The 26,217-nt window shown below is 72.2% G+C and carries 24 protein-coding genes; 12 read left to right on the top strand and 12 right to left on the bottom strand.

Going from position 1 to position 26,217, the window contains the following annotated elements; all coding sequences use genetic code 11:
• Positions 1 to 73 precede the first annotated feature (73 nt).
• The 4 genes from ettA (at position 74) to J2S42_RS15295 (ending at position 3,644) form a co-directional block, all read left to right on the top strand.
• Positions 74 to 1,750, top strand: a complete 1,677-nt coding sequence (ettA, locus tag J2S42_RS15310; RefSeq protein WP_307239722.1) for an energy-dependent translational throttle protein EttA — start codon at positions 74 to 76, stop codon at positions 1,748 to 1,750.
• 60 nt (positions 1,751 to 1,810) lie between these two features.
• Entirely contained in the window at positions 1,811 to 2,254 is a 444-nt protein-coding gene (locus J2S42_RS15305; protein ID WP_307239720.1) for an acyl-CoA thioesterase, read from the top strand.
• An 8-nt stretch (positions 2,255 to 2,262) separates the two neighbouring features.
• Positions 2,263 to 2,934 carry a DUF8185 domain-containing protein gene (locus J2S42_RS15300; protein ID WP_307248775.1) on the top strand — a complete coding sequence of 224 codons (672 nt, stop codon included), beginning with the start codon at positions 2,263 to 2,265 and terminating at the stop codon, positions 2,932 to 2,934.
• Positions 2,935 to 3,065: 131 nt separating this feature from the next.
• Positions 3,066 to 3,644, top strand: coding sequence for a type III secretion system chaperone family protein (locus J2S42_RS15295; RefSeq protein WP_307239718.1), 579 nt, complete (start codon positions 3,066 to 3,068; stop codon positions 3,642 to 3,644).
• Positions 3,645 to 3,685: 41 nt separating this feature from the next.
• On the opposite strand, the gene J2S42_RS15290 is transcribed toward J2S42_RS15295, so the two are convergent.
• The 4 genes from J2S42_RS15290 to J2S42_RS15275 form a co-directional block, all read right to left on the bottom strand.
• Positions 3,686 to 4,942 (bottom strand): PKD domain containing protein, encoded by a 1,257-nt coding sequence (locus tag J2S42_RS15290; protein WP_307239716.1) that lies wholly within the window; start codon positions 4,940 to 4,942, stop codon positions 3,686 to 3,688.
• Between the two features lie 104 nt (positions 4,943 to 5,046).
• On the bottom strand, positions 5,047 to 5,460 hold the full coding sequence (locus J2S42_RS15285) for a globin (RefSeq protein WP_370879395.1): 414 nt from the start codon (positions 5,458 to 5,460) through the stop codon (positions 5,047 to 5,049).
• Entirely contained in the window at positions 5,457 to 6,734 is a 1,278-nt protein-coding gene (locus J2S42_RS15280; RefSeq protein ID WP_307239712.1) for an MFS transporter, read from the bottom strand. Before J2S42_RS15280 ends, J2S42_RS15285 begins: the two co-directional genes overlap by 4 nt.
• A gap of 188 nt (positions 6,735 to 6,922) precedes the next feature.
• Positions 6,923 to 7,969, bottom strand: a complete 1,047-nt coding sequence (locus tag J2S42_RS15275; RefSeq protein ID WP_488193137.1) for a mechanosensitive ion channel family protein — start codon at positions 7,967 to 7,969, stop codon at positions 6,923 to 6,925.
• Positions 7,970 to 8,269: 300 nt separating this feature from the next.
• On the opposite strand from J2S42_RS15275, the gene J2S42_RS15270 reads away from it, so the two are divergent.
• Complete coding sequence (locus J2S42_RS15270; RefSeq protein ID WP_307239710.1) at positions 8,270 to 8,815, top strand: HNH endonuclease; 546 nt, start codon at positions 8,270 to 8,272, stop codon at positions 8,813 to 8,815.
• Here the strand turns inward: J2S42_RS15270 and J2S42_RS15265 are convergent.
• Entirely contained in the window at positions 8,812 to 9,405 is a 594-nt protein-coding gene (locus tag J2S42_RS15265; protein ID WP_307239708.1) for a class F sortase, read from the bottom strand. The two genes, J2S42_RS15270 and J2S42_RS15265, sit on opposite strands and share 4 nt — an antisense overlap.
• A gap of 369 nt (positions 9,406 to 9,774) precedes the next feature.
• The gene (locus J2S42_RS15260) at positions 9,775 to 10,266 is read right to left on the bottom strand and encodes a hypothetical protein (RefSeq protein WP_307239706.1); all 492 of its coding nucleotides are present in this window, start codon (positions 10,264 to 10,266) and stop codon (positions 9,775 to 9,777) included.
• A gap of 197 nt (positions 10,267 to 10,463) precedes the next feature.
• Between J2S42_RS15260 and ctaJ the strand changes: the two genes are divergently transcribed.
• Both ctaJ and J2S42_RS15250 read left to right on the top strand, forming a co-directional pair.
• Positions 10,464 to 10,736 (top strand): aa3-type cytochrome oxidase subunit CtaJ, encoded by a 273-nt coding sequence (ctaJ, locus tag J2S42_RS15255; RefSeq protein ID WP_307239704.1) that lies wholly within the window; start codon positions 10,464 to 10,466, stop codon positions 10,734 to 10,736.
• A gap of 40 nt (positions 10,737 to 10,776) precedes the next feature.
• Positions 10,777 to 11,166, top strand: coding sequence for a DUF5130 family protein (locus J2S42_RS15250; protein WP_307248771.1), 390 nt, complete (start codon positions 10,777 to 10,779; stop codon positions 11,164 to 11,166).
• A gap of 511 nt (positions 11,167 to 11,677) precedes the next feature.
• Here the strand turns inward: J2S42_RS15250 and pepN are convergent.
• The gene (pepN, locus tag J2S42_RS15245; protein WP_307239703.1) at positions 11,678 to 14,203 is read right to left on the bottom strand and encodes an aminopeptidase N; all 2,526 of its coding nucleotides are present in this window, start codon (positions 14,201 to 14,203) and stop codon (positions 11,678 to 11,680) included.
• 327 nt (positions 14,204 to 14,530) lie between these two features.
• Here pepN and J2S42_RS15240 point away from each other — a divergent pair, with 327 nt between their 5' ends.
• From J2S42_RS15240 to J2S42_RS15230, 3 genes are all read left to right on the top strand, one after another.
• Entirely contained in the window at positions 14,531 to 14,695 is a 165-nt protein-coding gene (locus tag J2S42_RS15240; protein ID WP_307239701.1) for a hypothetical protein, read from the top strand.
• An 85-nt stretch (positions 14,696 to 14,780) separates the two neighbouring features.
• Positions 14,781 to 15,977 carry a DUF1015 family protein gene (locus tag J2S42_RS15235; RefSeq protein ID WP_307239699.1) on the top strand — a complete coding sequence of 399 codons (1,197 nt, stop codon included), beginning with the start codon at positions 14,781 to 14,783 and terminating at the stop codon, positions 15,975 to 15,977.
• A 78-nt stretch (positions 15,978 to 16,055) separates the two neighbouring features.
• Positions 16,056 to 16,523, top strand: coding sequence for a ribose-5-phosphate isomerase (locus J2S42_RS15230; RefSeq protein WP_307239697.1), 468 nt, complete (start codon positions 16,056 to 16,058; stop codon positions 16,521 to 16,523).
• 7 nt (positions 16,524 to 16,530) lie between these two features.
• Here the strand turns inward: J2S42_RS15230 and J2S42_RS15225 are convergent, their stop codons facing one another.
• Both J2S42_RS15225 and J2S42_RS15220 read right to left on the bottom strand, forming a co-directional pair.
• Positions 16,531 to 16,824, bottom strand: coding sequence for a hypothetical protein (locus J2S42_RS15225; protein WP_370879187.1), 294 nt, complete (start codon positions 16,822 to 16,824; stop codon positions 16,531 to 16,533).
• A 983-nt stretch (positions 16,825 to 17,807) separates the two neighbouring features.
• Entirely contained in the window at positions 17,808 to 19,034 is a 1,227-nt protein-coding gene (locus J2S42_RS15220) for a GNAT family N-acetyltransferase (RefSeq protein WP_307239695.1), read from the bottom strand.
• A 92-nt stretch (positions 19,035 to 19,126) separates the two neighbouring features.
• Between J2S42_RS15220 and J2S42_RS15215 the strand changes: the two genes are divergently transcribed.
• Positions 19,127 to 19,696, top strand: a complete 570-nt coding sequence (locus J2S42_RS15215) for a hypothetical protein (RefSeq protein WP_307239693.1) — start codon at positions 19,127 to 19,129, stop codon at positions 19,694 to 19,696.
• A 43-nt stretch (positions 19,697 to 19,739) separates the two neighbouring features.
• On the opposite strand, the gene J2S42_RS15210 is transcribed toward J2S42_RS15215, so the two are convergent.
• Both J2S42_RS15210 and hppD read right to left on the bottom strand, forming a co-directional pair.
• The gene (locus J2S42_RS15210; protein WP_307239691.1) at positions 19,740 to 23,009 is read right to left on the bottom strand and encodes a hypothetical protein; all 3,270 of its coding nucleotides are present in this window, start codon (positions 23,007 to 23,009) and stop codon (positions 19,740 to 19,742) included.
• A 225-nt stretch (positions 23,010 to 23,234) separates the two neighbouring features.
• Complete coding sequence (gene hppD / locus J2S42_RS15205; RefSeq protein ID WP_307239689.1) at positions 23,235 to 24,437, bottom strand: 4-hydroxyphenylpyruvate dioxygenase; 1,203 nt, start codon at positions 24,435 to 24,437, stop codon at positions 23,235 to 23,237.
• Between the two features lie 138 nt (positions 24,438 to 24,575).
• On the opposite strand from hppD, the gene J2S42_RS15200 reads away from it, so the two are divergent.
• On the top strand, positions 24,576 to 25,043 hold the full coding sequence (locus tag J2S42_RS15200) for an Lrp/AsnC family transcriptional regulator (protein WP_307239687.1): 468 nt from the start codon (positions 24,576 to 24,578) through the stop codon (positions 25,041 to 25,043).
• Here J2S42_RS15200 and J2S42_RS15195 read toward each other — a convergent pair.
• Positions 25,021 to 26,208, bottom strand: coding sequence for a zinc-dependent alcohol dehydrogenase (locus J2S42_RS15195; protein WP_307239685.1), 1,188 nt, complete (start codon positions 26,206 to 26,208; stop codon positions 25,021 to 25,023). The two genes, J2S42_RS15200 and J2S42_RS15195, sit on opposite strands and share 23 nt — an antisense overlap.
• Positions 26,209 to 26,217: the final 9 nt, after the last annotated feature.

The following is a 26,217-nucleotide window of genomic DNA, read 5'->3' as shown; positions in this document are numbered from 1 at the left end:
TGTCTGCTGCCCTCGGCAGAGCCGCGGCAAGGCCGCCGGAACGTTCATCACTGACTCGGAGGTAGGGCACACCGTGGCCCAGTACATCTACGTCCTGGAAAAGGCGCGTAAGGCGCACGGCGACAAGGTCGTGCTCGACAACGTGACGCTGAGCTTCCTGCCCGGTGCCAAGATCGGTGTGGTCGGCCCGAACGGCGCCGGTAAGTCCAGCCTTCTCAAGATCATGGCGGGTCTGGACCGGCCGAGCAACGGCGAGGCCCGCCTGATGCCCGGCTTCACCGTCGGCATGCTGGCGCAGGAGCCGCCGCTGAACGACGAGAAGACCGTCCTCGGCAACATCGAGGAGGCCGTCGCGGAGACCAAGGAGAAGCTCGCCCGCTTCAACGCGATCGCCGAGGAGATGGCGACCAACTACACGGACGAGCTGATGGAGGAGATGGGCCGGCTCCAGGAGGAGCTGGACCACGCGGACGCGTGGGACATCGACGCCCAGCTCGCGCTCGCGATGGACGCGCTGCGCTGCCCGCCGCCGGACGCGGACGTCACCCAGCTCTCCGGTGGTGAGCGCCGCCGGGTCGCGCTCTGCAAGCTGCTGCTCGAGGCGCCCGACCTGCTGCTGCTCGACGAGCCCACCAACCACCTGGACGCGGAGAGCGTGCAGTGGCTGGAGCAGCACCTGGCGAAGTACGCCGGCACCGTCCTGGCGATCACCCACGACCGGTACTTCCTGGACAACGTGGCCGGCTGGATCCTGGAGCTGGACCGCGGCCGGGCGATCGGCTACGAGGGCAACTACTCCACCTACCTGGAGAAGAAGGCGGCACGCCTGGCGGTCGAGGGCCGCAAGGACGCCAAGATGAAGAAGCGCCTCTCCGAGGAGCTGGAGTGGGTCCGGTCGAACGCGAAGGCGCGGCAGACCAAGTCCCGCTCCCGCCTCGACCGGTACGAGGAGATGGCCGCCGAGGCGGAGAAGACCCGCAAGCTCGACTTCGAGGAGATCCAGATCCCGCCGGGCCCGCGCCTGGGCAGCACGGTGATCGAGGTCAACGGTCTGACCAAGGGCTTCGACGGCCGTACGCTGATCGACAACCTGTCGTTCTCGCTGCCGCGCAACGGCATCGTCGGCATCATCGGGCCGAACGGTGTCGGCAAGACCACGCTGTTCAAGACGATCGTCGGCATCGAGCAGCCGGACACCGGCTCGGTGAAGATCGGTGAGACGGTCCAGCTGTCCTACGTCGACCAGAACCGGTCCGGCCTGGACGGCGACAAGACGCTGTGGGAGGTCGTCTCCGACGGCCTGGACCACATGATGGTCGGCAAGGTCGAGATGCCGTCCCGGGCGTACGTGGCGGCGTTCGGCTTCAAGGGCCCGGACCAGCAGAAGCCGACGAAGATCCTCTCCGGTGGTGAGCGGAACCGGCTGAACCTCGCGCTGACGCTGAAGATCGGCGGCAACGTGATCCTGCTCGACGAGCCGACCAACGACCTCGACGTCGAGACGCTCTCCAGCCTGGAGAACGCACTGCTGGAGTTCCCCGGCTGCGCCGTGGTCATCTCCCACGACCGGATGTTCCTGGACCGCGTGGCCACGCACATCCTGGCCTGGGAGGGCGACGACGAGAACCCGGCGAAGTGGTTCTGGTTCGAGGGCAACTTCGACGCGTACGAGAAGAACAAGATCGACCGGCTCGGCGCCGACGCCGCCCGTCCGCACGCGGTGACCTACCGCAAGCTGACCCGCGACTGAGACCCGGCCGTACCGAGGGCGTCCGGCGGCCGCCGGGCGCCCTCACCATCAGAACGGGGGTTGGGCGTGCGCTTCGTCCACCACTGCGCGCTCCGCTGGTCGGACATGGACGCCTACGGCCACGTCAACAACACGCGCTTCCTGACGCTGTACGAGGAGGCGCGGGTCGCGTTCATCTACGTCCTGGCGAAGGAGCGGGGTGGCCCGTCGCTCGTCGACGACGGCACGGTGATCGCCCGCCACGAGATCGACTACCTGCGTCCGGTGGTCTACCGCACGCACGCGAGCGAGGCGCCGCCACCGCCGCCGCACGTGCGCGTCGAGTTGTGGATCGAGAACGTCCGCGGCGCCCAGTTCACCGTGGTCTACGAGCTGTTCGACGGCGACCGGCTGGCCAGCCGCGCGCGTACCGTGTGCGTGCTCTTCGACCTGGCTGGGCAGCGGCCGCGCCGGATGACGGAGTGGGAACGCGACTTCCTCAGCCGGTACGAGGTGGCCGCGTGAGCGCGCCGGTGGCCAGCCACGGCGTGACCGGGGCGCAGGACGCGGGCGCGTTCCTGGTCCGGCTGACCCGGCTGGACCCGGGCGCGGTGGTGCGTCTCCGCTCGTTCCGCGGCCGTACCGAGCTGTGGGCCCGCCTGCCGTGGAACGTGTTGGTCTCCCGCTCGGTGGACGGCGACGGGCCGGGCGACGCCACGGTCGTGGCCGCGGACCTGCTCGCCCAGCTGGCCCGAGGCGGCCGCTCGCTGCCGCCCCGCCGCGACTCCGACTGGCGCTGGGGCCTGCCGCCGGACGGCGCCCGTTCGGTGGAGCGGCTGCCCACGGCGGAGCTGCGCCGGGTCGCCGAGGCCGCGGCCGGCACGCTGCGGGACGCGACCGCGCACGGCGTCGGCGGGCAGCCGGTGGGCGAGCGGGCGCTGCGCGACGCATTGCTCGATCACGTGACAATCGTGGTCACAACGGACAGCACGGAGCGTATCGAAATATCTCAACGTCTTGTCCAGGGTGTTACGCGCATGGGCTTCCTGGGTGGACGGCCGTCATCCGAAGAGTCCGATACGTCCGATGTGCACGTTCGGGTCGCCGGCCGATGGGTCGGATTGGCCGCTCCGTACGGCGCTGCCTGGCTTCCCGCCGGAAATCAGCTCGGCCTCCGACCGGCCACTCCTCATACGTTCGGCTGATGCCGGATGGTCCGTTTGGTTTTGTGCGGGCGTTGGGGGGATGACCTCAGGCGACGATCCGGGTAGCGTCGGGCCTCGGGTCCAACGCAACGTAGGCGGCCGGATCCGCTGGGGAGTGAGGTGCGCAAGCGATGCCGTGGTGGTCATGGCGCCCCGGTCACGCCGGAGGCGGCGAGCCGGAGTCCCGAGGTGGAACGACGACGGAAAGCAAGGTGCGGGTGGGTGTCACCGCACCGGCCCAGCGAGAGCCGGAGCGGTTAGCCCCGGTCCCCACCGTCGAGCTGGCGCCCGCGGTCGCGCCCGTGACGCTGCGCCGGGTCGGTGACGCGCTCGACATGCTCGACGTCCGTTACCTCGCCGACGGCGACGGCAGCCTGCTCGCCATGTGGGAGCGGCACGCCGTGCTGTTCACGCTGGAGGGGCCGGAGGACGAGATCCTGGTGATGCGCGCCCGCCCGCACTCCACCGTCCCGCCGGACTGGGCCGACCGGGCGTACCGCGTGGTCAACGAGTGGAACCACACCCGCCGCTTCTGCAAGGCGTACGTGGGCGATCCGACCGAGCGTGGCCAGCTCCCGATCTACGCCGAACTCCAGGTCCCGCTCGGCTCCGGCGCCCACGACGCCCTGCTGGTCGAGATGCTCGACTGCGGCGCGGCCGTCGCCACCTCGTTCGTCGACTGGCTGCACGACGAGGGCGCGCTGCTCTGAGCACCTGACGGAGGCGTCCCGCGGCCCGCGGGGCGCCTTCATCATGCGCGCGGGAACAGGCCGATCCGCCCGTGGTACTCGCCGCCGAGCCGGGTGGTGTCCGAGCCGACCAGCAGGCCGGCGCTCGTGGAGACGAACGAGCGGACACCGACGCCGCGGTCCCGGCCCGGATTCCACGGCAGCGTACGGCCGGTGCGCGGGTCGAGGGCCGCGATGCCCTCCCGCTTGATCGCGCCCGGCCCGGCGAACTCGTGCCCGCCCGGGTTGCTCATCCAGCGCTGGTGGCCGCCGACGTAGACCGCGCTGCCGGTCACCGCGACCGCGTAGAGGGAGTCCCCGCCGGTGTGGTTCTGCCAGGTGGGCACGCGGCGGCCGGTACCGGCGGTCTCCCAGCGGCTCGCGGTGTCGCAGAGCTTCTGGCGGTGGTTCTCCCGGCCGGTGGTGACCACCACGAAGTAGCCGCCGTCCGGCGAGAACTTCACCTGCCGCATGTAGGTCTGGAACCCTTCGCGGCAGTTCGGCTTGAACGCGTCCGTGTACCAGTCGCTGACGACCGCGCTCGGGCCGGCCACGTCCAGCATCACCAGCTGCGTGCGGTCCTTGACGCCGGCCCTGCCGATCACGCCGATCGCGACCAGCTTGCGCCCGTCCGGCGAGATGTCGAAGGACTCGACCCGCGGCCGGTCCTTGCCGGGCGCGGAGAGCTTCGCGTCGAAGCCCCGGTCGACCGCGCCGGTCGACGGGCTCATCCGGGCCAGCGCGGTCCGCGCCACGCCGTTGATCGCGGAGAACGTGCCGCCCGCGTAGAGCCGGCCACCGGCCAGGCCGAGCGTGCGTACGTCACCCCAGTTGATGGCGGCCTTGAAGCCGGTCACGGAACGGCCGGTGGCCAGCGCGACCTTGCCGAGCCCGCGCTGCGCCACGCCGTTGACGGTCTTGAACGCGCCACCCAGGTAGATGCTGCCGTCCGCGCCGGCCGCGACCGCGTACACCGGGCCGTCGACCTGTGGCGCGAAGTCGCGCACCGCGCCGTCGCGCAGGCCGAACGCGAACAGGTGCCGCCGCGGGTAGGCGCGCTTGCCGGTGCGGTCGGTGACCGAGGTGAAGTTGCCGCCCACCACCACGGTGTCGCCGACCACCACGGCCGACCAGACCGTACCGTCCTTGATGTGCGGGGTGTAGTCGACCGGATCGGCCGAGACCACGGACGGCTGGGCCATGTCGGCGCTGGCCGGCATCATGCCGGCGGCCGTGGTGAACGCGGCCAGCGCGAGCGCGGCGAGCAGACGGCGTCGCATGGAGGGATACCTCTCGAAGGGTGGCGTGGACTCACCCGATCAACGAGGCAGTATGAGGCCGGAAGTGCGGTTCGCGGTTAAACCAGCCGATCGGCCGACTTGTCCTAGTCCATCTTGTTGACCATGAAGTACGCGGCCCGCTCCAGGTACTGCCAGAGCTGGTCGTGCTGCTCCCGCGGCAGGTCCAGCGAGTCCACGGCGACGCGCATGTTCCGCAGCCAGGCGTCGCGCGCGGCCGCGTCCACCACGAACGGCGCGTGCCGCATACGCAGCCGGGGATGGCCGCGCTCGTCCGAGTAGGTGGTCGGGCCGCCCCAGTACTGCATCAGGAACAGCCGCATGCGGTCCGAGGCCGGGCCGAGGTCGTCCTCCGGGTACATCGGGCGCAGCAGCGGGTCGGTCGCGATGCCCTCGTAGAACCTGTCCACCAGCTTCCGGAACGTCGGCTCGCCGCCGACCGCCTCGTAGAAGCTTGTCTCTTCACCGGTAGCCACAGTCCAAGAATGCCACTGTCTCAGACCCGGCCGGGCTGCGGCTCCCGCTCGGCCGCGGCCGCGATCGCCTCCTCGAAGCGCCGCTCGCTCGGCCAGCGCAGGCTCACCACGACCATCACCAGCACACCGGCCAGGCTCCAGGAGCTGACCACGCCGGGCAGCGGGAAACGGTCGGCCAGCAGACCGGTCAGCGCCACGCCCGCACCCTGCATGAGCGTCACACCGGTCTGCATCACACCGTACGCCCGGGCGCGGAACCCGTCCGGCACGACCATGGCGAACAGGCCCTGCGCGGGCGGCAGCACGCCACCGACCGCGAAGCCGCAGGCCGCCACCATCAGCACCACCACGACCACGGACGGCTCGAAGAAGGCCGGGACCAGCGTCAACGGCGCCACGATCGCGGCCGGCCGGATCAGCGCGCGCCGCCGCGACGGCCGGATCAGCCGGCCCACGATCAGGCTGCCGGCCACGAAACCGAGCGGCGTCGCGGCCATGATCAGGCCCTGGGTGATGCCGCGCTCGTCGTCCGCCACCAGCTCGCTGGCCCAGGCCGCGGCGAGCCCTTCCGGCACGGCCACGAAGAACATCGCGCAGAACAGCAGGATCGCGATCGACCGCAGCTCCGCGCGCCCGAAGACCAGCCCGAAGCCCTGGCCCATGCCGCCGAGCAGCGTGCCGTCGTGCGCGCCGGTGCCGGTGGCGGCCCAGCCGCGCAGGCCGAACAGCACGATCGCGGCGGCGCCGCCGAAGAGCGCGGCGGTGATGAACAGCACCAGGTGGGTGCTGATCCCGGCGAGCGCGGCGCCCACCACGTACCCCACGATCTGGGTTATCTGGTGGAGACCGCCGATCAGCGACAGGCCGACCACGAGCCGGTCCTTCGGCAGCGCGCGGGGCAGCAGCGCGGACCGGGCGGCCTGCTCCGGCGCGGCCGAGAGCGTGCTCAGGAACAGCGCCGCGACCAGCACCGCGCCCGGCCAGTGGAAGAGCGCGACGACGAGGAAGAGCGCGGCCCGGAAGACCAGCGTGACGCCGATGACCGTCCGGTACGGATAGCGGTCGGCGAGCGAGCTCAGCAGTGGGCCGCCGATCAGCCAGGGCAGATAGCTGACCGCGAACGCGAGCGCGGAGAGCGCCACCGAGCCGGTCTTCTGGAAGACCAGCAGCGTGATCGCGGCCTTGGCCATCGGATCGGCGAGATTGGAGAGCGCGACCGCGCCGTAGACGACGCGGAACTCGGAGTGCGCGAAGACCTCACGGTATGTCGCGGGGCGGTCCTGGTCAGCGGAGGTCACCGGACGACCCCTCAGCCAGGCCCCTCACGGATCGCTGCTCCCCACTCGACCGACGTCATCCCCCCGGAGCCGGCTCTGACCCCCCTGAGCCGGCGCCGTTCCCACCGAATATTCGGCTGAATGAATTCTGCCCGATAGTCTGACCGGTGGCTAGGGTGATCGGTCGAGGTAAATTTTTGGCGCAGGCGTTACGTCGCCCCGCCGCGGCCCGCGTCCGCGCCACCGGCGGGCGGTGCGGCCGGCCGGGGGAAGAGCCGGGCCGCCGCGATCCGGTCCGCGATGCCGGAGGTCTCCAGCGCCTCGGTCAGCCTGCGCCGCAGCTCCCGCGACACGGTCAGCTGCCCGTCCGCGGTGGTCTTCGCTACCGTCCGGATCACCGCGCCGTCCACGGTCACCTGCTCCACGCCGATCACGTCCGGCGGCTCCAGCAGGCCGGTGGCCAGCTCCGGGTCCGCGGCGACCGCGGCGGCCGCCTCGCGCAGCACGGCCGTGGCCTCCTCGCTGTTCACGAAGCCGATCGGCATGTCGATCACGACCATCGCCCAGCCCTGCGACTTGTTGCCGACCCGGATCACCTCGCCGTTGCGGATGTACCAGAGCACGCCGCGGCCGTCGCGGACCGTGGTGACGCGCAGCCCGACGGACTCGACCACGCCGATCGCCTCGCCCAGGTCGACCGTGTCGCCCACGCCGTACTGGTCCTCGATCAGCATGAACAGACCGGCCAGCACGTCCTTGACCAGGCTCTGCGCGCCGAAGCCGAGCGCGACGCCGACGATGCCGGCGCTGGCCAGCAGCGGCGCCACGTTGAAGCCCAGCTCACCCAGCACCATCAGGGTGGCGACGCCGAGCACGATCGCGGTGACGAAGCTGCGCAGCACCGAGCCGATCGCCTCGGCCCGCTGCCGCCGCCGCTCCGGGAACACCGCGCCCGCGTCCAACAGCGCGGTCGGCACCTTCTCGTGCAGCGGCTTCAGGATCGACGGCACCGCCGTGTTGGACGTGGTGGTGACCAGCTTGGTGATGGCGCGGGCGATCAGGAAACGGATCAGCATCGCGATTGCGATGATCGCCAGGATCCGCAGCGGTTTGATGATCACCCAGTAGCCGCCCTCGGCCAGCCACCCGTTGACGCCGAGGTCGAGCAGCTGCTTGCACAGCCGGTCGGTCTCGCAGCTGGCGTCCACGGACGGCACGAGTTCGGAGGGGGACGGGTTGGGTGTCACGGGTGCTATCACGGTGGAACGTGGGCCTCACGGGTGCGGGTACGGGGTGTCACGTCGTTGGTATCGCATCCGCCTGTGCGCGCCCGTCCCGGGGGTCACCGGCGGTGGTATCGAACCGGGCATCTTCGCACGGGACACCTGAACTTCACGCGGCGGCCCCGATTAGGGCGTGCAATTTGGTCACCTATCAGGGACTATTGGCGCACGGACGTTGGTGATCCGCCAGCGTGGGGCCGGGCGGTGACGCGCGGCCCGAGGCGGGCGGAACGCGACAGGGAGTGCGAAAGACCGACCAGAAGGGTGATCGCGATGCCTGACATACGACCCACGGTGGGCTCCGGAGCGTTGGTGCTCAACGTGACCTACGAGCCGCTGTGCGTCGTCTCAGTGCGTCGAGCCGCGATTCTCGTCCTTTCGGGTAAGGCCGCCCTGGTCACGGACGGGGACGGCATTCTGCACTCGGCCCGCGACGAGATCCCGGTACCATCAGTGATTCGTCTCACACGCTACGTGCGTGTGCCCTACCGCACTCACGTCGGCCTGTCCCGCCGCGCGATCTTCGCGCGGGACGGGTGGCGCTGCGCCTACTGCCGGGGCCCGGCCCAGACCATCGACCACGTGTTCCCGCGCAGCCGCGGCGGCATGCACGCCTGGGAGAACGTGGTCGCGGCCTGTGCCAAGTGCAACCACACCAAGGGCGACAAGACGCCGGCCGAGCTCGGCTGGCGGCTGCACGGCGGCGTGCCCGCCGCACCCAAGGGCCAGGCCTGGCGCGTGCTCGGCCACCGCCTCCCCGACCCCCGTTGGGCCGACTGGCTCGACATCCCGATGCCGGAGGCCGAGGCCGCGGCCTAGCGATTTGCGGTGCCGACCAGCGTGGCGAAGACGACCACGTTGTCGCGGTAGCCGGTGGAGCCGCCGGCCCACCGGCCGCCGCAGGTGATCAGGCGCAGGTGCGGGCGGGTGAAGTCGGCGTAGACCCGGTCGGCCGGCAGGTGAGCCTTGTCGAACAGCTCGACGGACAGCACCCGGAACACCGCGGTGGTCCGGTCCTCGCGGCTGACCTCGATCGTGTCGCCGTCGCGCAGCTCGGGCAGGCCGGCGAAGACGGACGGGCCGGTGCGGCTGTCGACGTGGCCGACGATCACGGCGGAGCCGAACTCACCGGGCGTCGGGCCGTCCTCGTACCAGCCGGTGACGTCGTGCTCGCTCGGCGGCGGCACGTCTATCGAGCCGTCCGCGGCCAGCCCGACCTGCCGGATCGGCGCCTCGACCCGGATCGCCGGGATGGTCACCCGGGTCGGGCGGCTCGCGGCCAGCACCGGGAAGTCGCGCGGCGGCGGCTCGCCGGGGCGGTCGAACCACGACGGCGCGCGCACGCCGGTCAGCTGCCCGAGCCCGGCCCCGGCCGCGAAAACGCCCACCACCAGCAGCGCAACGGCCACAAACCCAAGATTTGAACCCTTCCGGGGGTACGCCGGCGGAGCGGCCGGCCGTGCGATGGCCGGTGGGGGCGCGATCTCTGTGGGCGCGGACTTTGTGAGCGCGGCGGACTCCGGGCCGGCCGACTCCGGGTGGGCTGGCTGCTGGCCGACCGATTCCGGGCGGTTTGGCTGCGGGCGGTTTGGCTGCGGGCGGGCTGGCTTCGGGCCGGCTGATTCCGCGCCGGTTGGCTGTGGGCCGGCCGCCTGCGCGTCAGCCGCCTGCGCGCCGGTCGGCTCCGGCGTGCGGTGCCGGCCCGGTGGTCCCGCCGGGGGGAATCGCACGCCCGCGTGCCGGGCGAGCGGCGAGTAGCGGTGCGCGCCCATGATGCGTCAGCCCAGGCGGCGGCGCAGCCGGACCACGATCAGCGTGGCGCCCGCGGCCATCGCGGCCAGCCCGCCGCCGAGCAGCGCCAGCCCGCCGGTGTCCGGTCCTTGGCCGGCCAGGCCGCCGAAGCCGGTCGCCGGACCGCGCGACGGGCGGGTGCCGGCCACCACGCGCAGGGTCCCGAGTGCGCGGCCGCCACCGGTGCAGACCAGCTCCACCTGGTATTCGTCCGCGGCCGTGCCCGCCGGGATCTCGGTCCGGCCGGTGAGGAAACCGTACTGCGGGGAGACCCGGAGCTCGCCGAACGCGTCCGACCGGACCAGTGCGTCGACGATGTTCTCCTCGCAGCTGGCGCGGATGCTGACCTCGCCACCGGCTGCGACCGTGCTCGGGTTCACCTCGACGAAGACGTCCGCCCGCGCGTGAGCCGCGCTCGGCGTGCCCAGCACCGCGGCGGCCAGCGCGAGCGGCACCGCGAGTCGGAGAAGGCTGCGCATGGTCCTCCCATCGGACGTGGGGGAGTGCTGACGTCGATTTTCGCACGCCACGGCGGAAATTTCGCGAGTCGGGCCTACTCCGCCGGAGTACGCCCCGATGATCTGCGGGGACTCGCGTTCCGCTACCGTGAGAGAAGCATCAGTACCTGTCAGACCGCCCAGACACCGAGTGTCTTGCCACGTTGGGGGCGTTCACCGTGCAACCGTTAGAAGTCGCACTCGTCTTCGTTGTCGCGCCGCTCGCCGTCGTCGGTGTCCTCGCAGCATTGACGCTGCGCGGAGGAGACCGCCGCACCAAGGAGAAGCGCTACCGGCCCGGCCGGCCGTTCGAGTTCGCGCCGGTCTGGTTCCTCTCCTCGCCGGGCCAGCTGGCCGGGCGGCTCGCGATCACCTCCTCCAACCCCGCGGGCGACGACGCCGCCGCCGCGAACCCGCACGGCCCGACGGGAGGCGCAAGTGACCGCTGGTGAGCAGGCCCTGACCCACCTCGACCACCCGGGCGGGGAGACGCTGGCCGCGGAGACGCAGCAGCCGGACGTGCTCGACGGCCCGTTCTCCACCCGGCAGCTGCTGCACATCGACGAGGCACTGCGCATCGCCGACCGTGAGACCGGCCTGACGTTCAGCGTCTACGTCGGCGATCTCGCCGACCCGCAGCGCGCCGCGGCCGAGAAGCTGCACGGGCAGCTCGCCGACCCGGACCGCTCCGTGCTGATCGCCTTCTCGCCGAACCAGCGCATCCTCGAGGTCGTCACCGGTGCCGAGGCCCGCCGCCGGATCCCGGACCGGGACGCGAAGCTGGCCTGCCTCTCCATGGCCGCGGCCTTCGCCGGCGGCGACCTGGCCGGTGGCGTCATCCACGGCCTGGACCAGCTCGCGACGCACGCCGGTCGCGCCTGACCGCACTCCCTGAGAAGGCCGGTCCCGGTGGGACCGGCCTTTTTCGCGCGCCCGGCACGGCCGCGTCGGCTCCGGCACGGTCCGACGAAACGCTTCTGGAACAGCCGACAGGACCGCGTCCATCGGCGCGAAGCCGCGCGTGGTGACCGATATATCACGACAAGGTCGGTCGGGTCGGTCGGGCGGGCTCACGCACGGGCGTCGCCGACGGCGGAAGGATCACTGACCGATACGTTCTGGCGGTCAACGCCGCTAGTTGACCTCGATCGCGTCGGTCAGTGATGTTTCGGCTCCGGAGGCCGCGATAGAGATTGCTGGCACAACGGCATTTTCGTACTAGCCCAAAGCGGTTGATCTAGAACGAAAGCACTGTCGCGCTGGCTCGGTAAGCAGAGCAAACTCCGTACAGACGCGGGTTGTGCGCTCTCTGTGCTTTTTCGTGCTGGCACGTAGCTCTGGGCAAGAAAAAACGCCCCACCGGCCGAGTGGCCGGTGGGGCGGGGGGAGACGGTCAGCCGCGGTCCTTGGCGCGGGCGGCCAGTGCGCGGACCACGCCGTCGCGGCCCTCCGCGACCAGGCGGCGAAGGCCGGCCGGCTGACCGGTGCCGGCCAGCCAGGACTCGGTGGCCGCGACCGTGGCCTCGGTGATCTGGTAGGACGGGTACGCGAAGAGCGCGAAGTCCTGCGCCGGCTCGCTGTCCCGGCTCGCCCAGACCGTGGTGGCCTCGGCGAAGAAGCGGTCCGCGTACGGCGCGGTCAGCTCGGCCTGCGCCGGGTGCTGGAAGCCCTGCAGCAGTGCCCGGTTGCGCCAGTTCGGCAGCGCCTGCGCCGCGGTCAGCTCGTCCCAGACGCGGGCCTTGTTCTCGGCGGTCGGCAGCAGCGCGCGGGCCAGCGCGGCCTCGCGCTCGCCGCCGGCGGTCCGGTCGTTCGCCAGCTCCGCGTCGATCTCCTCGGCGGCGGCCGCCCCCTTGGCGATCAGCGTCTGCAGCAGCGACCAGCGGAACTCGGTGTCGATGGTCAGGCCGGCGGGCACGCCCTGGCCGGTCAGCCAGCCGCGCAGCACGGCCAGGTCCTCGGCAGAGCGGGACGCGGACGCGTACGCCCGGGCCCAGGCGAGCTGGAAGCCGCTGCCCGGCTCGGCCACCGCGAGCGCATCCCGGGCGGTCGCGGCGAGCCGTGCCCAGCCGGTCGGCGCCCACTCCGGGTCGGCGTAGCTGGCGATGGCCGTGGCGGCCTGCCGGAGCGTCGCGGTGACCAGGTTGATGTCCTGCTCGTTCGGTAGGCCGGAGGTGGCCAGCGCGATGTAGTCCCGGGTGGGCAGCTCGGCGTCGCGGACCATGTCCCACGCGGCGGCCCAGACCAGCGCGCGGGCCAGCGACGAGTCCAGCCCGTCGATGTGCTGCACGACCGTGGCCATCGAGCGCTCGTCCAGCCGCAGCTTGGCGTAGCTGTGGTCGTCGTCGTTGAGCAGCAGCACGTCGGCGGCGGGCAAGCCGGCCAGCTCGGTCAGCTCGGTGCGCTCACCGGCGATGTCCACCTCGATGATCTGCCGCCGGACCAGCTTGCCGTCGGTGACGTCGTAGAGGCCGACGCCGATGTGGTGGGTGCGCAGCGTCGGGTAGTCGGCCGGGGCCTCCTGCAGCACCGCGACCGAGGCGTAGGTGCCGTCCGCGGCGATCTGCACCTCCGGGCGCAGCGTGTTGACCTGCGCGGTCTCCAGCCACTGCGCGGCGAACTTGCGCAGCTCGCGCCCGGACGACGACTCCAGCTCGGTGAGCAGGTCGTCGAAGGTGGCGTTGCCCCAGGCGTGCGCCGCGAAGTAGGAGCGCAGGCCGGCCAGGAACGGGTCCAGCCCGACGTACGCCACCAGCTGCTTGATGACGCTGGCGCCCTTCGCGTACGTGATGCCGTCGAAGTTGACCTCGACCGCCTCCAGGTCCGGCATCTCGCAGTAGACCGGGTGGGTGGAGGAGAGCTGGTCCTGGCGGTAGCCCCAGTTCTTCCGCACGGACAGGAACGTGGTCCACGCGTCGCTGAACCGGGTGGCCTCGGCGTTGCACCAGTGGCTGGCCCACTCGGCGAACGACTCGTTCAGCCACAGGTCGTTCCACCAGCGCATGGTGACCAGGTCGCCGAACCACATGTGGGCCAGCTCGTGCAGGATCGTGTTGGCGCGCTGCTCGTACTCGAAGTCGGTGACCTGCGAGCGGAAGATGTAGTGGTCCTCGGCGTGCACCACACAGCCGAAGTTCTCCATCGCGCCGGCGTTGAACTCGGGCACCCACACCTGGTCGTACTTGGGCAGCGGGTAGCGGATGCCGAACTTGTCGTGGAAGAAGTCGAAGCCCTGCACGGTGATCCTGTGCAGGTCGTCGACGTCGAAGTGCTGCGCCATGCTGGCCCGGCAGAAGTAGCCCATGCCGATGCCGTCGTGCTCGAACCGCACCTCGTGGAACGGTCCGGCGCAGAGCGCGGTGATGTACGTGCTCATCCGCGCGGACTGCGCGAAGTGGACCGTCTTGGTGCCCTCGCCGGCCGGGTCCTCGCGGTCGGCCGGCATGTTCGACACCACGTGCCAGTGCGCCGGCACCGTGGCGTGCCAGGTGTAGACGCTCTTCAGGTCGGGCTGGTCGAACGCGGCGTACACCCGCTGCGCGTCCGCGGTCTCGAACTGACTGTAGAGGTACGCCTCGCCGTCCACCGGGTCGACGCTGCGGTGCAGGCCCTGGCCGCTGTGCGAGAACGGGAACTCGGCCTCGACCACCAGCGTGTTCTGCGCCGCGAGGCCGGTCAGTGTGAGCCCGCGCTCGGCGGACCAGCCGGACGTGTCGACCGGCGTGCCGTTCAGCGTGGCGGTGTGCAGGCGCTCCGCGGCGACCTCGATGAACGTGGTGGCGCCGGGCTCGCGGGCGGTGAACTCGACGGTGGTCACCGACCGGAACGAGACGTCGCCCGTCAGGTCGAGACTGATGTCGTACGAGGTCACGTCCAGCACGCGGGCACGCTCGGCCGCCTCGACCTGGGTGAGATTGCGCACTCCGGCCACGATCACTCTCCATCCGGTGCCCAGCCCGCACGGCCGGGCGCCGGTGGGCGGAAAAGTCCGCAGCAAGTGTTTCACGTCGACGTCGATCACGCGTGTGCCGGTCCACCCGTGGCGGGGATTACGTCCGGCTTGCGGCGGCCGCCCGAATTTTCGTCTTGTCAGCAACCGGTTAACTCTTCTTTTCGCAACCGTTCCGGACCCGGGGATGACCGAGGATGGGGACGTCGGCGTGCCAAGTCACCGACAGTGTCGTTGCGATCTGCGCGACATCCGCGTTACGGCTGGTTAGGGCACGCGCAAACGGGAAATGGAGTGATCATGGAAGAGCAGATCGTCACCATCGGTGATGAGTCCCTGGAGCGGGCGTACTGGGCCGAGCGGGCGGACGACTGGGCGGAGGTGTGCCCCGGTCTCTCCGCGGAGGACGCCGCGATGCTGGCGCCGGTGGTGGTCGTCGGCGCGGCTCCGGTCGGCGCGAGCTGATCTACGGAGGTTACCCGTACCACCGCCTGGAACCGTTCTGGGGTGCGCAAACGGGGCGTGCCCAGCGTCGGTACCGTGGTTGCACATGACGATCGTGCACCCGATCGACCGGGCCTGGATCACGACCGGTGGCACCGGCGCGCAGAACTATGACGAGTTCGCGGACGACGCCGAGATCACCGCAATCATCGCCGACAACCCGCGAAGCGCTCTCGCCGTCGAGATGCCGCACCTCGCGCCAGAGACGCTGGGCCGTTCCTTCGCCGACTCGCTGCCGGCCGCCGCCGCGCGGCTGGCCGAGGCGAAGGCGTCCGGCAGCTACGCCCCCGCCGAGCAGGTGATCGTCCTCTACCGGATCGCGGATCCGGACGGCGGCAACGCCGCCTACGGCATGTACTGCATGGTCGACACCGACCAGATCTCCACCAGCCCGGACGAGCCCGGCCTGGTGATCCGCAACGAGGACGTGTTCATCGAGAAGGTCCGCGAGCGGGTCGAGCTGGCGAACACGCTGAAGAACCTGCTCTCCCCGGTGCTGCTGCTGCAGACCGGCACCGGCGACCGGCTGCACGAGGAGCTGGAGTACGCGGTCGCGCACGCGGGCGAGCCGGCCGCGACCGACATCGACCCGGCCGGTCGCGTGCACGCGATCTGGACCGTGCCGGCCGGCTCGGTGCGCGACGAACTGTGCGCGCTGGCCGGCGGCGGCGAGTTGGTCGTCGCGGACGGCAACCACCGCAGCCTGGCCGCGCAGACCGGCGGCTACCGGCGCTTCCTCGCCGTGATCACCACGCCGCAGTCGCTGGTGATCGCGCCGTACAACCGGCTGATCAAGCTGCCGATCGCGGTCACCGAGCTGGGTGACCGGTTGCGCGCGGCCGGTCTGCAGCCCGAGCCGGTCGCCGGCGGCCCGGCGGTCCCGCCGGCCGGTGGCACCATCCAGCTGTACGCGGGCGGCGAGACCTGGTCGGTGAAGCTGCCCTCGAACGGCGACGGTGACCTGGTCGGCTCCATGGACCACGCGCTCGTCGAACGGGTGCTGGTCAACGAGGTGCTCGGGCTGGACGCCGGCGACAAGCGGATCGTCTACGTCGGCGGCGACTACCCGGCCGAGTGGCTGCGCGCCGAGGTCGACGCGGGCCGCGCCGACCTGGCCGTGCTGATCGCACCGGTGACCGTGGACGAGTTCGTCGCGGTCAACCTGGCACGCCAGAAGATGCCCCGGAAGAGCACCTGGTTCACCCCGAAGGCACGCGGCGGACTGGTGGTCGCGGAGATCTGAGCGTGCCGGCCGTGGCGGCGGGCTCAAACTTGGCGGCCGCCGCCACGGCCGTACCGGCGGGCTGACAGACTGCGCGTTATGCGCGTTTATCTGGGAGCCGACCACGCCGGCTACGAGCTGAAGGTGCACCTCGTCAACTACCTGTCCAAGCAGGGGTACGAGGTGGTCGACGTGGGCCCGCACGTCTTCGATCCGGAGGACGACTACCCGGCCTACTGCCTGCACACGGCGGCTCGCGTGGTGGCCGACCCGGGCAGCCTCGGCATCGTGATCGGCGGGTCCGGCAACGGCGAGCAGATCGCCGCGAACAAGGTCAAGGGCACCCGCGTCGGCCTGGCCTGGAACCTCGAGACCGCCCGCCTGACCCGCGAGCACAACGACGCGAACCTGATGGGCATCGGCGCCCGGCAGCACACGCTGGACGAGGCGACCGCGATCGTCGAGGCCTTCCTGACCACGCCGTTCTCCAACAGCGAGCGGCACTCCCGGCGGATCGCGCAGGTCGCGGCGTACGAGACGTCCGGCGACCTGCCCGAGCTGCCCTGACCTTCATCTAGCGGCGGGCCGGCAGTTCCTCGCGGGGGACCCAGTTGCGGCGCACGATCACCAGTCGCTCCTGGGCCTCCGCCAGATCCTCGTCAGTCGGCCGGGACGCGTCCCGCGCCCGCATCGCGGCCCGCACGCTCACCTGCGACGAGCCGGAGCCGACCAGGCCGCGCAGACCACGTTCGGCCTCGCGGTCCTCGGCGCTGACCTTCTCCCGGGTACGCGGCGGCCCGTCGCCCGGCCCGGCGGCGCGCACGCCGTCCGGCTTCCGCGGCGGCGCGACCTCCTCCGGATCGTGCACCGGTGACGTCTCGGCAACCGGCGGCTGCGGTCTGGGCGCGACCGGCTTCGGCGGGGGGACCGGGGACGGACCCGGCGTGGGCACCGGCGTGCTCCGCGGCAGGTCCGCGGGCGTCGGCCTCGGCGCGTCGGCCGGCTTGGCCGGGTCGGTCCCGCCCGGTTTGGCGGGGTCCGCCGGGCCCGGCTTCGCGGGAGGCGCCGGCCTCGGCTTCGGCTGGCCCGGCTTCGCGCCATGCGGTGAAGCCGGCTTCGCGAGGTCGGCGGGGGAGGGGCGGTGCGGGTCGGCCGGTGCCGGTTTGGTGGATGCGGTCGCTTCGGTTGGTTCTCCGGCTGCACCGGCCTCCGCGGGTTCGGCTGGCTTTTCGGGTTCGGCTGCCGCTGCGTCCCGGGCCGACTCGACGGGTTTCGCCGGTTCCGCGATGCTGCCCGGTTCCGCGGGCGTGGGCCGGGCGAGATTCGACGGGGACGGAGCGGTCGGCCGAGGGCCTGTGGCCGGTGGACCGGGTCGTGGCACCGGCGTGTGGCGGGCCGACGGAGGCGGTGCCGGCTTCGGCGCTTCCACCGGTATCTCCGGGCCCGGCTCACTCACGGCCGCGGGCGCGACCCCGGCTGCGGGCGCGGTTCCAGCGGCCGGCGTAATCACCGCAGCCGGCGCAGCCTCGGGGGCCGGCGCAACCTCGGCGGCCGGGTCCGGCGTGGTGGGCTCCTCGGAGCGGTGACGGCGAAGTCGGCGGCGGCGACGCTCGGGCTGTCCCATCAGCCGACGGTATCGCGCCGGACCGCCGGACAGCTCCTCCCGGCCTCTGCTCTGCTTACCTACCGCACGTAGCCATGTTTTGGCCTGCGGCTTTGCGGATTTACACAGCTGGCTGGGTCCCGGCCAGAGCTCTGCTTACCGGTCGTCGCGCCGGCCGGCTGGCGGTGCCGCGCCGCGGGTGGCGATGCGTCGCGCGGCTACCGGTGAGCAGAGCTGACGCGGCGCGGTCAGAACGTCTCGAGCATGCTGGGCGCGCGGTGCCACCCGAACGCCGCGTTCGCCGGGGCGAGCGTGCCCGGGACCCGTTCCTCGATCAGGCCGGCGCCGGCCAGCGCGGCCAGCGGCGTACCGCCGAGGTAGGCGGCGCCGAGGTCGCGGACGTCCAGCGCGAGCGCGGCCGGGGCCTCGGTGCGCTCGCAGGTCGCGCCGTCCGGGCCGCCGCGCAGGCGCCAGCGGCCCCCGTTGCGCGGCAGCAGCGCGTCCGTCAGTTCCAGCACCACGTCGACCGGCAGCGGGTAGCGCCGGGCGGACAGCGCGGCCGGTACGTCCAGGACCCGCAGCCAGAGCCCGTGCTCCCAGCGCGTACCCAGCCAGCCCGGGTCGTCGGCCAGGTAGAGCAGCGGCTCGTCGACCGGCGCCCGGTGGTAGGCGACGTGCGCGATCAGGTCGACACCGAACAGGAACCGCCACAGGTCCAGGCGGACCGCGGCGGTCGCGGCCACCAGTTCCTTCACCACCAGGGTCGCGGAGATCCGCGGGTTGTCCGGGTTCTCGCCGTCGGTCACCCGCCACAGCGCGTACCCGTCGACGCCGTGCTCGCCCTCGCGCACCACGGCCCGCAGCGCGGTGTCCCGGCCACGGATCCACGCGGCATCGTCGAGCCGGTGGTCCCACCACGCGCCCGGCCGGCTCGACCAGCCGGGCCGGCCGGGGCGGACGGCCTCGAAGACCTCGGTGATCTCCGTGCGCAGCGACAGCGGGGTACCGGCGCGCAACCGGCCGGGCACGCCGTCCGGCAACCGGACCTCGCGCGTGGCCGCCCGTACCGTCAGATGCGGCGCGGCCAGGCCGTAGCCGTACCGTGGATAGATCCGTCCCTCGCTGGCCCACAGCACCGCGATCGGCTCCGGCGCGTCCGCGAGATGCCGGTGCATCATCCGGGTCAGCACGCCGCGCCGCCGGTGGGTCGGCGCCACCGCCACCTGCGTCACGTGCGCGGCCGGCACGATGCCGCCCGGCACGGTGAGGTCCCGGGCGAACGAGCCCAGATGCCCGGCCAGCGTCCCGCCGTCCACGGCCACCACCGACCGGGCCGGCTCGGTCTTGGACCGCTCCGCGGCCTCCCGTTCCGCGTCCGGCGCGTCATGGAACGCCGCGAACAGCAGCGGCACGATCGCGTCGAGATCGGCCTCGGTGCCGGGGCGTACGGCGATATCGGGAAGGATGGGCGGCATGTCTCGTGTGTAACGGACATGCGTCGGTGTGGGCCAGCCTTTTTGCGGGCTCGCTACGCTCGATGGTGCAGGGCCCGACAGGGGGAGGAGCTATGACAGATCAGACGCAGTCATGGGCGGAGCGGACGGTTCCGGTGCCGCCGGACATGCATCCGCAGGCGTCTGACCCGGGTTACGACGACGACCCGACGCGGCTCAACTTCCAGCGGGGCCGCGCGTCCGTGGCGCCCCGGGCGTCGCGGCACCACGACGACCACGAGATCGCGCCGCACGAGCCGACCGGCACCGGGTGGCCCGACTCACCGCCCCCGCCGCCCGCGGTGCCGCTCGGCGTCCAGCTGCGCCGCGGCCGCGAGTGGGGCGTGCTCGGCCTCGGCTTCTCGTTCGCCTGTTGGGGCATCTGGGCGCTCTCGGACGGCGGTTCGTTCCTCGGCTCGTTCCTGACCTACGTGGTCACGCTGGTCGTCGCGGTCGGCCTGTTCGCGCTGGCCCGGCTGGTCGGCCGGCTGGTCCTGGAGCGGCAGCTGCACCGGGTGCGGCACAGCGCCCGCGGGTCGTACCTGATCGTCGGCGCGTTCCTGATCGCGGTCGGCATCGGTTACCTGACCCAGACCGGGTGGGTCATGGACGTCTGGGGCTGGATCAAGGCCAACTTCTACTGATCGACCGCGGACCGGAGGCGTCACACGCCCCCGGTCCGCCCGGTCACCGCTCCAGCGTGAACGTGCCGACGCCGCCGGTGATCGCGATGTCGTACCGGTCGTCCGCGTCCTCCCAGGCCTTGGGCGTGAACCGCGAGTTCGGCGCCACCGGCCCGCGCGCGTCACCCAGAAGTGTGACGCTGTCCGCGCCCGCGCCGAACCGGAGCCGCGACGGTACGTCCGCGGGCGTCCGCAGCACGAACTGGCTGATGCCGGAGCTGACCTTCAGCCGTACGGACTTCTCCGGCACCGGCAGGTCCAGCTCCAGCCGCGTCGCGCCGCCCAGCACGTCGAAGCCGGACAGCCGTCCGTCACTGAAGTCGATCACGTGTTCGGTGGCGCCGCCGGTCAGCCGGACGTCCCAGCGCACCTCCGCACTCAGCCGCACCTCCACCAGGCTCGGGCCGCGCTGACCGGTCTCGGCCATCTGCAGCATCAGCCGGTCGCCCTGGTCGATCGCTTCCGGCCGCATGCCGGAGTCCTGCGGCGTCGAGATGCGGTAGAGGTCGCCGTCCAGGTCGTCGCTGGTCACGCTGACCGAGGTGACGCCGGAGACCAGGTCGAACGTGAGCGCCTCCCGGCCGTCCAGCGGCGCCGAGATCGCGTGCGGGCCGTTCCCGGCCGCGGCCAGATTCAGCCCGGGTACGCCACGCAGCGCCGCCAGCCCGCCACCCGCGACGGCCACCGCCGCCACCGCGACGGCCACCATGATGCCGAGGCCCCGGCGGCGCGGCTTCTCCTGCTCGTCCCCGGTGTAGGTGCTGAGCACCCGCACGTCGCTCTCCGCGCCGTGCCGCGGCGTCGCGTCCCGCCGGCCGGGCCGCCGCCCACCGCGCTCCGCCGGATTGCGGTCGGCGGTGCGGCGGTCGCCGGATGCGGTGCGGCGGTCGGTGAACCGGCGGCCGGGCGGGGCCGCGCGGTCCGGGCCGGGCGATGGCGGCGTGGCCAGGTGGGCCGGCGGCGCCGGCACGTCGGACCAGGCCTCCTGCTCGGCGGGCTGGGACCGGTCGCGACCCGGGACCTGGTCGCGACCGGTGGTCAGGGTGCCGTCCGCGCGGTCGTCGTGCGCGCCGGACGGCCGGCCGGCTTCGTCCACGAGCCGCTCGGCACGACCGGACCAGCCGGGACCGGCCGCATCCGGGCTGCGCAGCGGCGGCTGTTCGCGGGTACCACGGTCCGGATCGACCGGGGACGGCGAGGACGAGGCCCAGGACGGCGTGGTGTCCCAAACCGGCTCGTCCGCGCCCGTCGCCGGGCGGCGGTACATGGCGTAGGGATCGTCTCGCGGCGCCGGCTCGTCCCAGCCGGGGGCGGCGGCCGGCGTCGTGGTGGGTTGCGTGGCCGGCCCGGCTCCGGTCTCCGGCGTGGCCGGGTCGGTGCGCACCTCCGTGGCCGGGTCGGTGCGCACCTCCGTGGCCTGCGGCGGCGCGAACTCGAACGGCGTCGGCCCACCGCCGAGCTGTGGTGCGGCGTCCGGACGCGAGGATACACCGGTCTGTGTCGATTCGCCGGATTGCGGCAACGCGGTCTGCTGCGGCGAGGTACCGCCTTGCGGCGACGCGCCGAACTGCGGGAACTCGCCGGATCCCGGCGTCCCGCTCGTCTGCGGTGACGTGGTCGACGCCGGTGACGTGGCCGGATGCTGAGCGGTCGGAGTCGTGGTCCAGGACGTACCGTCGGCGTCGGCCCAGAGGTCGACCACCGGCGGGCGCTCGGCCCAGCCGTTCTGACTCGGGGTCTCCCGGGGCGGCGTGGCGGCGGCCGCCGGACCGGACCGCGTGGAGGCCTCTGCCGGGTCCGCGAGCGCGAGTCCGCCGGTGCTGCCCGGCGCTTCCGCCCAGGCCGGGACCACCGGCGCCGCCGGGTCCGACAGCTTCGGCTCGACGTGCGTGAACCACTCGGAGGCGGCCTTGGGACCGGTGGCGTCCACCGGCACGAACGCCGCCTCCACCGATCCGGCGGTGTTCCATACCGGCCGGGCCGGACCGGTGCCGGCCGCCGGTGCGGCCGGCCCGGCGGCACCGGTGAATGCCGTGGGCGTCGTACCGGCGTCCGGCTCGTTCTCAGCCTGCGGCGTCGCACCGGCCGGCGCGGCGGCCTGCGGCGTCGTGCCGGCCGGCGCGGCCGATGGCGCGGTCGCCACAGCCGGCGGGACGAGTCCCGCATCCGGCGCGGCCGGGTCCGAGACGCCGGCGTCGGGCCAGGTGACCGGGGCGGGCGCCGGTACGCCCGGCGCCCCGGCGTGCGGTGTGGGCGTGGACGGCCAGGAGGCCGGGCTGCCCCAGCTCCGCGTGCCGCCGCTGCTCTCCGGATTGTCGGCCGCGGTACCGCCGTCCGGAAGACCGGTCGCCGCACCGCTGCCCGCGGCGGAGTGCGGCGTCATGTCGTCCGGTGGCAACAGTGACAGGCCGTCCTGCGGGATCGGCGACGGCCACGGCTGCTTCGCGCCGTTGGACCGGCCCGCCGTGCCGCCATCGCGCTGATCGGCGCCGTTGCCGGCGCGCGAGTCCGCCGGGAGGGCGTCGCGGGAATCGTCGGAATGGGCGGCCCGCGGGTCCGTCGCGCTGTCCGGCGCCGTGGCCGGGGTGACGGGTGCCGTGTCGTGCGGTGCGGCCGCGGCGGGCCAGGATCGGTTCGTACCGTCGAGGGTGTGGTCGGTCCAGGGGGTGCCGGGCGCCGTCGGGCGCTCCCGGTCGTGCTTCGGCGGCTTGGATGATTTCGGCGCCTTGGCGGACCGGGCACGGCCGACCAGGCCGGACAGCATCGCGCGTAAGCCGCGCGGCTCGCCGGAGCCCGGGCGTTCCCCGAGGTCGATGAAGGCCGGTTCGCTCTCCTGCGGCGGGATGCCGGAACCCTCGGGCTTGCTCAGGGTGGACACGCTGCCCGGCGTCTCGATCCCGCGCCACGCCTCCCGGTTCGTGCGCGGTGCGTCGCGGAACCGGTCCTCCAGGTCCGCCTCCGGGTCGAACTCAGCCGTCGCGATCGGCGGTGGCGTCACGGAGGGTGCCGGAGGTGGCGGCGTGGGGGGCGGCCCGCCGAAGATCGCGGCCCGCTGCTCGCCGGGCCGGTCCGGCACCTCCCACATCGGCGCCGACTGCGCCGGCACCGCGTCGTCGGGCATCACGCCCGCCGCCGGGGCCTGCCCCGCGGTGCGAGCCGGCCCGGCCGGGAATGCCTCCCCCGCGGTGAAGGTCTGCCCCGCCGGGAAAGCCTGGCCCGCCTCGAAGGCCAGAGCCTGGCCCGCCTCGAAATCGGTGGCCGTGGCCCGTTCCATGCCGCCCTCCGTCCGTCACCGGACCGGCCCGGCGATGAAGGGTGTGCCGGGCGGCCCGCATCGAGGTCGTGCACGACCTCAACCGGCAGTACGCAACGGACGCCGCCGTGGATCGACCCGGCGGACGGATTTGGGGATGACCGGCGGAACTTAAGCAGCTTCTAAGAAAAGCCCGCCCGAAATGTCACGCTGAGTGACATCCCGGGCGGGCCGAAAGCGAAGATACTACAGGTTTCCGCGCCGCTCCTGCTCACGCTCGATCGCCTCGAACAGCGCCTTGAAGTTGCCCTTGCCGAAGCCGAGCGATCCGTGCCGCTCGATCAGCTCGAAGAACACGGTCGGGCGGTCGCCGATCGGCGCGGTGAAGATCTGCAGCAGGTAGCCGTCCTCGTCCCGGTCGACCAGGATGCCGCGCTTCTGCAGCTCCTCGACCGGCACCCGCACCTCGCCGATCCGCGCACGAAGAGCCGGGTCCTGGTAGTAGGAATCCGGTGTGGCCAGGAACTCCACGCCCTCGGCGCGCATCGCGTCCACGGTACGCAGGATGTCGTTCGTGGCCAGCGCCAGGTGCTGCGCGCCCGGGCCGCCGTAGAACTCCAGGAACTCGTCGATCTGCGACTTCTTCCTCGCCACCGCCGGCTCGTTGAGCGGGAACTTCACCCGGTGGTTGCCGTTGGCCACCACCTTGCTCATCAGCGCGGAGTAGTCGGTGGCGATGTCGTCGCCGATGAACTCCGCCATGTTCACGAAGCCCATCACCCGGCGGTAGAAGTTCACCCACTCGTCCATCCGGCCCAGTTCGACGTTGCCGACCACGTGGTCGAGCGCCTGGAACAGCCGCTTCGGCGCGCCGTCGCGCTTGCGGTAAGCAGAGCTGCGGGCCACGTATCCGGGCAGGTAGGGGCCGATGTAAGCAGAGCGGTCGACCAGCGTGTGCCGGGTGTCGCCGTAGGCGGCGATCGAGGCCAGCCGGACCGTGCCGAACGAGTCGGTGAGGTCGTGCGGCTCCTCCAGTACGGTGGCGCCGGCCGCGCGGGCCTGGGCGACGCATCGGTCCACGTCCGGAACCTCGAGCGCGATGTCGGAGACGCCGTCGCCGTGTGCGCGGTGGTGGTCCAGCAGCGGGCTGTCCGGCGCCACGCCGCCCTTGATCACGAAGCGGCAGGAGCCGGACTTCAGTACGTACGCCTTGTGGTCGCGGTTGCCGGTCTCCGGGCCGGAGTAGGCGACGAGTTCCATGCCGAACGCGGACTGGTAGAAGTGCGCGGTCTGGGTGGCGTTGCCGACGACGAAGACCACCGCGTCCCACCCGGTGACCGGGAACGGGTCGCGGCTGGCGTCGTACTCCACGAGCCCGACGAGCTGCCGGAGGGTGTCGGCGTCGAGCTGGGCCTGGCGTTCCTGATCGGTGAGCGGTGCGCTGGTCACGAGCGGCCTCCAACCGAAGAAGCAAAGGGGTGTGCCCCCATCGCAGCGCCCCCGGACGGACAACGCAACAGTCACAACGAAAGCTGAACAACCTGGCCACACTGCCGTACGGGCAGCGAGAAGTGCTATACAAATTGTGTGATCGACGAGCTGGACGCGCGCATCCTGCGGATCTTCGACGAGGATCCGCGGATCGGCGTACTGGAGGCGTCCAGGCGGCTCGGCGTGGCCCGCGGCACGGTGCAGGCCCGGCTCGACCGGCTGGAGCGGCGCGGCGTGATCACGTCGTTCGCGCCGTCCGTGTCCCCGTCCGCGCTGGGCTTCGAGGTGACCGCGTTCGTGACGCTGGAGATCCGGCAGGACGCCGGGCACGACGCGGTCGCGGCGCACCTGGACGGCATTCCCGAGGTGCTGGAGGCGCACACCGTCACCGGCTCGGCGGACCTGTTCCTGCGCGTGGTCGCGCGCAGCAACGCGGACCTGCAGCGGGTCATCGACCGGATCGTGACCGGCCCGGCGATCGAGCGGTCGGCGAGCGTGATCGCGCTGAAGACGCAGATCCCGTACCGGGTGATGCCCTTGATCAGGGCTTCAACAGCACCTTGATGGTGCCGTCGGTCTTGCGCTGGAAGTTCTCGTAGGCGGCCGGCGCCTCGTCCAGCGGCACCCGGTGGGTGGCGAACTCGTCCACGCCCAGGACGTCCTCCGCGGCGGTCAGCAGCGGCAGGATCTCCGGCACCCAGCGCTTCACGTTGGCCTGGCCCATCCGCAGCTGGATCTGCTTGTCGAACATGGTGAGCATCGGCATCGGGTCGGCCATCCCGCCGTAGACGCCGATCAGCGAGATCGTGCCGCCGCGCCGGACCACGTCGATCGCGGTGTGCAGCGCGACCAGCCGGTCGACGCCGGCGGCCGCCATCACCTTCGCGGCCAGCCGGTCCGGCAGGAGCCCGGCCGCCTGCTGCGCGAACTTGCCGAGCGGCGCGCCGTGCGCCTCCATGCCGACCGCGTCGATCACCGAGTCCGGGCCGCGGCCGTCCGTCATGTCGCGGATCACGTCGCCGAGCTTGTCGTCGTGGTCCTCCAGGTTGAGCACCTCCGCGCCGTGCGCCGAGGCCCGGGCCAGTCGTTCCGGGACCAGGTCGACCGCGATCACCCGGCCCACGCCGAGGTGCCGCGCCACCCGGACGCACATGTCGCCGATCGGGCCCAGGCCCAGGATGGCCAGCGTGCCGCCGGGTGGGACGGCCGCGTACCGCACCGCCTGCCACGCGGTCGGCAGCACGTCCGAGAGGTAGACGAACCGGTCGTCCGGGCCGTCGGGCGGGACCACGATCGGCCCGTAGTGCGCGTGCGGCACACGCAGGAACTCGGCCTGCCCACCCGGGATCTCGCCGTACAGCTTCGTGTAGCCGAACAGCGCCGCGCCCATGCCGTGCGTACGCACCTGGGTGATCTCGCACTGCGTCTGCAAGCCCTGCCGGCACATGAAGCAGTCGCCGCAGGAGATCTGGAACGGGATGACCACGCGGTCACCCACGCGCAGCGAGGAGACCTCCCGGCCGACCTCCTCCACGATGCCCATCGGCTCGTGCCCGAGGATGTCGCCGTCGCCCATGAACGGCCCCATCACCTCGTAGAGGTGCAGGTCGGAGCCGCAGATCCCGGTCGAGGTGACCCGGATGATCGCGTCCGTCGGGTAGTAGATCTCCGGGTCCGGGACCGTCTCCACGCGAACGTCCCGCCGGCCGTGCCAGGTGACCGCCTTCATGTCCACAGG

Source organism: Catenuloplanes indicus (genome assembly GCF_030813715.1).
GTDB classification, from domain to species: domain Bacteria; phylum Actinomycetota; class Actinomycetes; order Mycobacteriales; family Micromonosporaceae; genus Catenuloplanes; species Catenuloplanes indicus.
The sequence above is the reverse complement of the archived record's forward strand: the minus strand, read 5'-3'. Positions and strand labels throughout refer to the sequence as shown.

Excerpts from the sequence above, each read along its gene's own strand:
- J2S42_RS15220 (WP_307239695.1), bottom strand. The coding sequence starts at position 19,034 with ATGCCGCCCATCCTTCCCGATATCGCCGTACGCCCCGGCACCGAGGCC.
- J2S42_RS15215 (WP_307239693.1), top strand. The coding sequence starts at position 19,127 with ATGACAGATCAGACGCAGTCATGGGCGGAGCGGACGGTTCCGGTGCCG.
- J2S42_RS15235 (WP_307239699.1), top strand. The coding sequence starts at position 14,781 with ATGACGATCGTGCACCCGATCGACCGGGCCTGGATCACGACCGGTGGC.
- J2S42_RS15270 (WP_307239710.1), top strand. The coding sequence starts at position 8,270 with ATGCCTGACATACGACCCACGGTGGGCTCCGGAGCGTTGGTGCTCAAC.
- J2S42_RS15295 (WP_307239718.1), top strand. The coding sequence starts at position 3,066 with ATGCCGTGGTGGTCATGGCGCCCCGGTCACGCCGGAGGCGGCGAGCCG.
- J2S42_RS15230 (WP_307239697.1), top strand. The coding sequence starts at position 16,056 with ATGCGCGTTTATCTGGGAGCCGACCACGCCGGCTACGAGCTGAAGGTG.
- J2S42_RS15210 (WP_307239691.1), bottom strand. The coding sequence starts at position 23,009 with ATGGAACGGGCCACGGCCACCGATTTCGAGGCGGGCCAGGCTCTGGCC.
- J2S42_RS15240 (WP_307239701.1), top strand. The coding sequence starts at position 14,531 with ATGGAAGAGCAGATCGTCACCATCGGTGATGAGTCCCTGGAGCGGGCG.
- J2S42_RS15260 (WP_307239706.1), bottom strand. The coding sequence starts at position 10,266 with ATGCGCAGCCTTCTCCGACTCGCGGTGCCGCTCGCGCTGGCCGCCGCG.
- J2S42_RS15195 (WP_307239685.1), bottom strand. The coding sequence starts at position 26,208 with ATGAAGGCGGTCACCTGGCACGGCCGGCGGGACGTTCGCGTGGAGACG.
- J2S42_RS15290 (WP_307239716.1), bottom strand. The coding sequence starts at position 4,942 with ATGCGACGCCGTCTGCTCGCCGCGCTCGCGCTGGCCGCGTTCACCACG.